Here is a 9,163-nt window from a genome sequence, read left to right on the forward strand (position 1 = left end):
CCCCCGGCCCGTGTGTCAGGATGGTTTCGACCGGATGTGTCCGGGGAGGGGCCGGGGGGTCCTCAGAGAATCTTCAGCGCGTCTTGGGCGCAGCCAAGGGGGAGTGGATGTACGGCAGTTACACCGGCCGTGGGCGCAGGGGTGTCCGGGTGGCCGCGGTGGGGGCCGTGGGGGCCGCGCTGCTTCTGGCGGGCTGTTCCTCCTCCGGGGGTGACGGCGGGGACGGGGCGAGCCTGCCGCCGCTGAAGCAGCAGCCGAAGGGCAGCGACCCGTACTGGGTCAATCCGGAGGGAAACGCCGCCAAGCAGGCGGCGGCGTACGCCAAGGACGGTGACGACGAGAAGGCCCGTCTCATCCGCAGGATCGCCGAGCAGCCGACCGCCGAGTGGATCGGCCCGGACAACGCCGAGGCACAGACGAGGGGATACACCGAGGCGGCCGAGAAGGCCGACCGCGACGCCCTGCTCGTCCTCTACAACATCCCGCACCGCGACTGCGGCCAGTTCTCGAAGGGGGGCGCCGCCGACGGCAACGCCTACCGGACCTGGACCGACCAGGTGGCCAAGGGCATCGGCGACCGCCCGGCCACCGTCGTCCTGGAGCCGGACGCGGTGCTGCACCTGGTCGACGGCTGCACGCCCGACGAGTTCCACGAGGAGCGGTACGACCTCCTCAAGGGCGCCATCAAGCGCCTCAAGCAGCAGCCGAAGGTCAAGGTGTACCTGGACGCGGGCAACGCGGGCTGGAAGTCCCCCGACGCGCTGTTCCAGCCGCTCCAGTGGGCGGGCATCGCGGACGCGGACGGCTTCTCGGTGAACGTCTCCAACTTCCAGACCACCGAGGTCAGCAAGGACTTCGGCAAGAAGCTGTCGGCGAAGGTGGGCGGCAAGCCGTTCGTCATCGACACCAGCCGCAACGGCAACGGCCCGTACACGGGGGGCGACCCCGCCGAGAGCTGGTGCAATCCGCCGGGCCGCGCGCTCGGTGAGAAGCCGACCACCAAGACCGGTGACGAACTGGTCGACGCGTTCCTGTGGATCAAGCGCCCCGGCGAGTCGGACGGCGACTGCAAGGGCGGCCCGAAGGCCGGCGAGTGGTACGAGGAGTACGCGCTCGAACTGGCCCGCAACGCGAAGTAGCCGCACCGAACGGGAAAGGGAGGGCCGCCCCGACGGGCGGCCCTCCCTTCGCGTCGCGTGCGGCGCCCCGCCTACGGGACCTCGATCCAGATCCCCTCGGACGGCGTTCCGTGACGGTCCGTCACGAACAGCATGTAGTAGCCCGAGGGCACCAGCGCCCGGTTCTCCGGCACCGTGACCGTGATGCCGTCCTTCGTCTTCTTCAGCCCCAGCGCGACCGTGCGCTGGTCGACGTCGGTGACATGGGTGACGGCGCTGGGCCGCATCAGCTTCGCGTCCTTGATGGACGCGGCCTGCGCCGACCCGAAGGTCGCCGTGCCGCCCCGCTCGATCTTCTTCGGTCCGCCCGTGAGCTTCGGCCGCGCGTCCCGGAAGAGGTACGGCGGCGTGTAGATCTCGATGCGCTGCTCGAAGACGCCCGGCCGGGTGTTGGCCTTGTCGGAGTACAGCGAGTCGGAACCGAAGATCATGACGCGCCCGTCGGGGAGCAGCAGCGACCCCGAGTGGTAGTTGCGGCCGACCGCCGGGTCGGCCACCCGGCGGTACCTGCCGGTCTCGGCGTCGTACAGCCGCGCCTGGAGGATGTCCGAGCCGCCGCGGCCGCGGTAGTCGTTGGAGCCGCCGGTGATCAGGACGGTGTCGTCCGGCATCAGGGACGCGCTGGGGTAGCGGGTGCCCTGGTCGAGCGAGTCGCCGTCCCGGAAGCGCGGGTTCGCCTCCTTGAGGTCGACGAGGCGCGACTTCTCGCTGGACTTCTCGGACTCGCCGACGCCGCCGCCGCCGATGACCATGTACTTCTCGTCCTGGGCGGGAGGCAGCCGCACGGTCGCGGAGGTCTCCATCATGTCCGGGTCGCTCAGGCCGGGGATCTTCTTGAACTTGTTGGTCTTCAGGTCCCAGATACCCGGCTCACGGCCCTCGTCGGCGGGCCCGTACCCGGCGTTGGAGCCCGAGTAGAACAGCTTGCCGTTGTTCATCAGGAAGATCGCGGGGTACGTCGGGAACTTCCTGATGACCCCCGTGTACGTCCACTTCTTCGTGACGGGGTCGTAGATCTCGTCCTTGCCGGGGACGATCTGGCCGATCTCGTCCAGGCCGGACAGCGACAGGACCTTGCCGTCCTCCAGCGTGGTCAGCGTCGGGTACCAGCGGGCCTCGTTCATCGGGTCGACGGTGATGTACTTCTCCGCGACCGGGTCGAACTCGTAGGCCTCCTTGATGCCCTGGAAGTCCTTCTTGTCGAGGGCGAGCTTCTGCGCGATGCCGTAGACGTTCTTGGCGTCGGTGCCGGTCAGGCCGTGGACCCGGTAGTTGTCCTCGGTGCCGGACTCGTACTTCTTGCCCGACGCCTCGGCCTCGACGTAGATGCGGCCGAGCCCCGCCTCCGTGCGCAGGAAGCGGCCGGTCTGCTTGTCGAAGATCTTCTTCGCCTTCTCCACGAGGACCGGGTCCTTGGAGACGTACGTCTTGCCGTTCTTCTTGCCGGTGAAGATGGTCCCGGCGGGCAGCGTCTTCGGGGCGTCCGGGTCCTCGTTGTGCACGATCATCAGGCCGCCGGCCTTGGTGACGTCGCCCTCGAGCTTCTCGTACCGCTTGGTGCCGCCCGCCACCAGCAGCTTCCCGTCGGGCAGCTGGGTGTGCCCGGCGCAGAACATGTCCTTGGGCGTCGGGATCTTCTTGTAGGTGTCGGTCTTCGGGTCCCACAGCACCGACTCGAACTTCTTGGCGTCGAAGTTCTTCTGGTTGTTGCCCGACCCCGCGATCAGCAGCACCTTCCCGGTGTGCAGCAGAGCGGCGTGGATCGTGTTGATGCGGAACTCCGACGGGACGTCGAGGAAGTCCCAGTGGCCGTTGGCGGCCTTGTAATCGGGCCGGTTGATCTTGTAGTCGTGGTACTGCTCCGAACCGAAACGGTAGAGCGCGGGCCCGTTCATCCCCGCCAGAGCGAGCACCACCACACCCGTTATCGCCAGGCGGCGGGTGCGGCGGCTCGGACGGTACTTCATTTCTTACGTCCCCCAAGGGCGATCTGCATGGTCTGGTCGGAGTCGGCCCACGTGGGCTTCTGCTGCGGTGCGTGGGCCTCGGGCGGGGGACCGGCCGGCGGCTCGGACTGGCTCGGCGGCGTCCCGTGCCTGCCCTGCCCCTTCTTTTTCTTCTTCTCGTCGCGGACGGTCCACCGCCAGGCGAAGATCGGCGCCGCCGTGATCATGAGGGCGAGCGTGGCCCAGGTGATCATCGCGGGGTGGTCGTGGCCGAGGAAGAAGGAGGAGACGAGGGACCCGCCGAAGACCAGGATGAAGAACAGGTGGATACGGAAGGTGCCGAAGAGCGTGTCGGGGCTGGAGGAGTCGCCCTTGGGCGTCACCACGAAGCCGGACTTGCGGCGCAGTACGGCGTCCATCAGCGAGCGCGCGTAGATCGGTGCGGAGAGCGCGGACATCACCATGCCGGCCAGGCCGCCGGAGCCCTCGGGCTCGTGCGGCGAGACGTTGTGGCGGCGGTTCCAGATGTAGAGGCCGATCTGGAGCGCGGAGGCGTTGCCGTACAGCATCATCCAGATCGCCGGGTCGATCTGGACGCCCGAGGCGCCCATGCCCAGGAACAGGGCGCAGCTGAGTGCCGCGAGGATCCAGTTCATGGCGGACATCGGGTAGAAGATGATCATCATCGTGTAGTTGAAGAGCTTGCCGGCGGGCAGCGAGCCGTAGCCCCTCCAGTACTGCTTGAGGATCGTCTCGTACGTGCCGCGCGACCAGCGGAGCTGCTGGGTGAAGAAGTCGGTCCACGCGGTCGGGCCCTCGCCGACGGCCAGCACGTCGGGCGTGTAGACCGAGCGCCACTTCCTGCCGGTGACCGGGTTCTTGGCGCGGTGGATCTCGAAGCCGGTGGCCATGTCCTCGGTGATCGAGTCGTACAGGCCGCCGATCTGCTTGAGCGCGCTGATGCGCACCGCGTTCGACGTGCCGACGAACATGGGGGCGCCGTAGCGGTTGCCCGCGCGCTGGATCAGGGCGTGGAACAGGAACTGCTGCGACTCGGCGGCCTTGGTGACGAAGGTGTCGTAGTTGCCGTAGACCTGCGGGCCGATGACGAAGCCGATGTCGGGGTCGCGGAAGTAGCCGAGCATCCGCTCCAGGTAGTTCGGCAGCGGCACGTGGTCGGTGTCGACGGACGCGAAGAAGTCGTAGTCGTCGCCGTGCGCGTCGAGCCAGGCGTTGTAGTTGCCGTGCTTGGTCTTGGCGCGGTGCGGGCCCTTGGCCTGGTTCCACTTCGCGACGCCCTTGCGGGAGAAGTGGTGCACGCCGAGGCGTTCGCAGACCTCCTTGACCGCGGGGTCGTCGCCCTCGTCGAGGAGCCATACGTGCATCAGGCCGCGGTGGCGGATCCTGACCGCCGCCTCCAGCGTCTTCGTCACCATCTCCAGCGGCTCCTTGCCGGGCACGAAGGAGGTGAGGAAGGCGACGCGGGTGCCGGTCTCGGGCACGACGGGGACCGGGTCGCGCGCGACCAGGGTCGCGTGCGCGTTCGACAGGACGTTCATCGTGCGGAAGAGCTCGATCAGGCCGATCGAGACCAGCATGACGATGTCGAGGATCAGCAGCGTGTCGTTCTTGAGGTTGGGGTCGCGCTCGGTCCAGTGCCCGGGCTGCATCAGCCAGACGAACAGGCCGAGGGACACCAGCGGCGCGGCGCACAGCAGCAGGGCGGCGCGCACGCGGTGCGGCTCCTGGGAGAGCAGCGAGCGGTACTGCACCGTGTACGGCTTGTCCGGGTCGGGCTGCGTCAGCGGTCCGGCGAGCCGGCTGTAGTGCTCGTAGTCGTACCGCGGCAGCGGCTTCTTCTGCCGTATGCGCGACCCGCCGGTCCGCAGCTGCGGGGGCACCCGGAGCTGCGCCGTCCGGGAAGGGTCGTTGTTGTGCCGGGCGCCGGTCGGCGTCGACGTCATGAGTCATCCCCCCGCACGCATGCTGGCTGCGTGTGTTCGTCGGTCTCTTCGCCCGGTGCCGGTCCCCCTCGACCATGCCGGACGCACAGGTGGCCTGCTGTCATCCCTTCAGACATGGGACGACAACCTTCCGGTTGCATGATGCCCGCCCCGGGATCTGTTCGTGAACGGGGCCCCCGCCCCCCTGCGTCCCGGCAGCCCCCCGGCTGCCCGGCTCCGCCCCCCAACTCGCCGGAGCCCTCCGCCCCGTGGGAGCCGCCGACTTCAGGACAGGGTCTACGACCCCCGCCTTGATCGCAAGGGCGAAACGAGGTGTTTCCCGGTCATACGAGGGCTTTGGGAGCCGTCTGTGATCGGCTTGCTACATGGGTTCGACGCGGAGGCGACACGCCCGGAGTGTCCGTAAAACCACCGAAGCCCCCTCACGCTCGGTGAGGGGGCTTCGACGCCATGTGCGCCGCCAGGGACTCGAACCCCGGACCCGCTGATTAAGAGTCAGCTGCTCTAACCAACTGAGCTAGCGGCGCCTGTCTGACTCGGAGAACTTTACCCGACCCTCGCGGGTGCTCGGAACCGGCCACGCCGCGTACTGTCCGTTTGATTATCATTTGGACCGTCAACATGCGTTATGTCCAGACAGTTGAAACACTGTCACCCGTGCAGATCCGCCAGAAAAACCCACGGGAGGGGAACCGCATGACGATGCCGGTTTTCGAGGAGTACGAACCCGCGGCCGACTGCGGCTGCCCCGGCTGCGCCCAGGAGCGCCGCGCCGCCGCGCTCGGCCTGACGGTCGCGGCCGGCGGCCACCCGGCCGCCCACGGGGCCCGCCGCGCGCTGGTGCTCGCCACCGCCGCGGGCGTGGTGCTCGGCGGCGGCGCGGGCGGCGCGGCGAGCGCCGTCGCCCCCGGACACGCGCCGGCCCGTACCGGAGCCGACCACGACCCGGCGACGCCGCAGGGCGGCCCCGGCCCGCTGCACGGCGGCCGGCCGGGCAAGGCGACCCCGACCGCGCACACGACCACGAGCACCACGCGGCCGGCCCTGCGGTTCACGACCCGGGCCGAGATCATCGACCGTGCCAAGCGCTGGCTGGACGCCAAGGTCCCGTACAGCATGGAGAAGTACTGGAGCGACGGATACCGGCAGGACTGCTCGGGGTACGTCTCGATGGCCTGGAACCTCGACGGCAACGAGTGGACGGGAAGCCTCGCCCAGTACGGCACGCTCACCGCCAAGGAGCAGCTGGAGCCCGGCGACATCCTGCTCTTCCACAATCCGGCCGATCCGAACAAGGGATCGCACGTCACGATCTTCGGCGGCTGGACCGACTCCTCCCTGACCCACTACATCGCGTACGAGCAGACCCGCCCGCACACCCGCAGGCTGGCCACCCCGTACGCGTACTGGAACAACTCCTCGCGCTACGTCGGCTACCGCTACAACGGGCTCAGCGGCGGGGCCGCCGGCGGCGGGGCGACCGTTACGGCCTATCCGGGCGCGAAGCACTTCGGGCCGGGCGCCAACAACCGGTACGTCACCCGGCTCGGCAAGATGCTCGTCGCCCGGGGCGGCAAGCGGTTCTACAGCCAGGGCCCCGGCCCCGGCTGGGGCGAGGCGGACCGGCGCGCCACCGAGGCGTTCCAGCGCGCGCAGGGCTGGCGCGGCGCGGAGGCGGACGGGCTGCCGGGCCCGCACACCTGGCGGCTGCTGGTCCACAACCAGGGCAAGGACATCCCGCCGGCGGACGAAGCCGCCCCGGGCGACGGAGGCACGGGCACCGGCACCGGCAACGGCACGGACGCCGGCACCGGCGCGGCGGCCGGCGCCACGGCGTTCCCCGGCCGCGAGTACTTCAGGCCCGGCCGGTCGAACGAGTACGTCGAGAGGCTCGGCAGGCAACTGGTGAAGAAGGGATACGGCAGGCACTACACCTCGGGGCCCGGCCCGCGCTGGACCGAGGCGGACCGGCGCAACGTCGAGGCGTTCCAGCGCGCGCAGGGCTGGCGCGGCGCGGCGGCCGACGGCTACCCGGGCCCGCAGACCTGGCGGCGGCTCTTCGCATGACGGCATGACGGAGGAACGATGAGCACCACGACTTCAGAGACCTCGGAGCCGGACGGCTCCGGCGCCCCGGCCGCTCCCGGGCGTCCGGGCGCCGAGACCGCGTCGAGGGCCCCGGTCATCAGGAACGAGTCCACCGTCGAGATCCCGGTGCACCTGCTGTTCCGTGACGACGGCGGACCGGCCGCGCTCACGCTGCCGCCGGGCGCCTCGGTGATCAGCCGCCGCAGGGGCACCGGCGAACAGCCGCGCGTGGCGGGCGCCGCCCGGCCGGGCCCCGGCGCGCCCGCGTACGCCCGGACGCGGGCGCCCCGGCCCGCCGCACCCCCCGACCCCGGGCTCGTCGAGCGGCCCGGACCCGCGCTGCCCGGCTGGTGCGGGGTGGCGGTGGGGGCGGGGGCGCTCGGGGCGGGTGCGGCGCTGGTGTGGTGGACGGGCGCGGTGCCGCCGCCGGCCGCCGTACTGCTCGGGCTGCCCGTCCGTCCGTACGACGGGATCGCGCTCGGGACCTGGGCGGTGCTGGCCGCCCTGGTGACGGTCGTGCTGTTCGCGTTCGGCGGTCTGGCCCGGGGGCGGGTCGGACACGCGTGGGTGCTTTCGCTGTTCGGCGACTACCGGGGGACCGTGCGCCGCAGCGGCCTGGTGTGGGTCAGCCCGCTGCTGCTGCGCCGCCGGGTCGACGTACGGCTGCGGCACTGGCGCAGCGAGCCGATGGAGGCCGTGGACGCGCACGGGGTGGCGCTGCGGGTCGTGGTGCTCGTGGTGTGGCGGATCAAGGACACGGCGCGGGCGGCGCTCGCCGTCGAGGACCACGTCCAGTACCTGCGCGAGCAGGTGGAGGCGGCGATGGCGCGGGTGCTGTCCCAGCTGCCGGCCGACGCCTTCCACGACAGCGCGCCGACGCTGCGCGACGCGGAGGCGGTCGGCGGCAGGCTGACCGGGATGCTGGCGGCGGAGGCGGCGCCGGTCGGCATCGACGTCTTCTCCGCGCAGCCGACGCGGATCGAGTACGCCCCCGAGGTCGCGGCGGCGATGCGGCGCAGGCGGGTGGCGGCGCTCGACGCGCAGCACCGCGACAGCGTGCTGTCGTCGGTCGTGGACGCGGTGGACGACACGGTGACGCGGCTGACCTCGCGGGGACTGGTCGAACTCGACGACTACGAGCGGAAGGCGCTCGTGAAGGACCTGACGGTCGCCTTCTACACGGGGCGTGGGGAGGGTCTGTGAACGCCGCCGCGATTGGTCTGGACATGTTCATGTCGCGTTAATACATTGGAACTTGGTCTAGACCGCAAGACACGCGCGCAGCACGGCTCACAGAACTGCCCCCACGTTCAGGAGCAAGCATGCGAATAAAGACAGGTGCGGCCGTGGTCGGCCTCGCGATGGCCGGGGTGTCCTTCCTCGCCACCGGCAGCGCGAGCAGCCACGGCTACACCGACGCCCCGATCAGCCGCCAGAAACTCTGTGCCAACGGCACGGTGACCGGCTGCGGCAACATCCAATGGGAACCGCAGAGCGTCGAAGGGCCGAAGGGATTCCCCGCCTCCGGCCCGGCGGACGGCAGAATCTGCTCCGGCGGCAACAGCCAGTTCGCCCAGCTCGACGACCCGCGCGGAGGGGCCTGGCCCGCCACCAGGCTCACCGCCGGTCAGGGCTACGGTTTCCGCTGGCAGTTCACCGCCCGGCACGCCACCAGCGACTTCCGCTACTACATCACCAGGAACGGCTGGGACTCCAGCAGGCCGCTCACCCGGGCGGCCCTCGAATCGCAGCCCTTCATGACGGTCCCGTACGGCGGTCAGCAGCCGCCCTCCACCCTGACCCACCAGGGCACGGTCCCCACCCAGAAGACCGGGCGCCACATCATCCTGGCGGTCTGGAACGTGGCGGACACGACGAACGCCTTCTACGCCTGCTCCGACGTCCAGTTCTGACGCCGGGCAGCCCACTCCCGGGGCCGAGGAGCCCCGCCGCACCGGGTGCCGGGCGGCACGTCACCGTGCCGCCC

6 protein-coding genes and 1 tRNA gene are annotated in these 9,163 nt (G+C 70.4%); 4 read left to right on the top strand and 3 right to left on the bottom strand.

Annotated features, from left to right (window positions below):
• Positions 1-107 precede the first annotated feature (107 nt).
• Positions 108-1,139 (top strand): glycoside hydrolase family 6 protein, encoded by a 1,032-nt coding sequence (locus tag ACWGH0_RS07775; protein WP_453403248.1) that lies wholly within the window; start codon positions 108-110, stop codon positions 1,137-1,139.
• A gap of 71 nt (positions 1,140-1,210) precedes the next feature.
• On the opposite strand, the gene ACWGH0_RS07780 is transcribed toward ACWGH0_RS07775, so the two are convergent.
• From ACWGH0_RS07780 to ACWGH0_RS07790, 3 genes are all read right to left on the bottom strand, one after another.
• On the bottom strand, positions 1,211-3,145 hold the full coding sequence (locus ACWGH0_RS07780; RefSeq protein ID WP_453403249.1) for a galactose oxidase-like domain-containing protein: 1,935 nt from the start codon (positions 3,143-3,145) through the stop codon (positions 1,211-1,213).
• Positions 3,142-5,088 (bottom strand): glycosyltransferase family 2 protein, encoded by a 1,947-nt coding sequence (locus ACWGH0_RS07785; RefSeq protein WP_453403250.1) that lies wholly within the window; start codon positions 5,086-5,088, stop codon positions 3,142-3,144. The genes ACWGH0_RS07780 and ACWGH0_RS07785 overlap by 4 nt, the downstream gene beginning before the upstream one ends.
• A gap of 453 nt (positions 5,089-5,541) precedes the next feature.
• Positions 5,542-5,615: transfer RNA gene (locus ACWGH0_RS07790), tRNA-Lys, on the bottom strand.
• A 169-nt stretch (positions 5,616-5,784) separates the two neighbouring features.
• Between ACWGH0_RS07790 and ACWGH0_RS07795 the strand changes: the two genes are divergently transcribed.
• The 3 genes from ACWGH0_RS07795 to ACWGH0_RS07805 all read left to right on the top strand — a co-directional run bounded on the left by ACWGH0_RS07795 (position 5,785) and on the right by ACWGH0_RS07805 (position 9,089).
• On the top strand, positions 5,785-7,155 hold the full coding sequence (locus ACWGH0_RS07795; protein WP_453403251.1) for a peptidoglycan-binding protein: 1,371 nt from the start codon (positions 5,785-5,787) through the stop codon (positions 7,153-7,155).
• 18 nt (positions 7,156-7,173) lie between these two features.
• Positions 7,174-8,379, top strand: a complete 1,206-nt coding sequence (locus ACWGH0_RS07800; protein ID WP_453403252.1) for an SPFH domain-containing protein — start codon at positions 7,174-7,176, stop codon at positions 8,377-8,379.
• Between the two features lie 119 nt (positions 8,380-8,498).
• A complete protein-coding gene (locus tag ACWGH0_RS07805) occupies positions 8,499-9,089 on the top strand; it encodes a lytic polysaccharide monooxygenase auxiliary activity family 9 protein (RefSeq protein ID WP_453403253.1) in 591 nt (196 codons plus the stop codon).
• Positions 9,090-9,163: the final 74 nt, after the last annotated feature.

Source organism: Streptomyces sp. NPDC054887, from assembly GCF_053610585.1.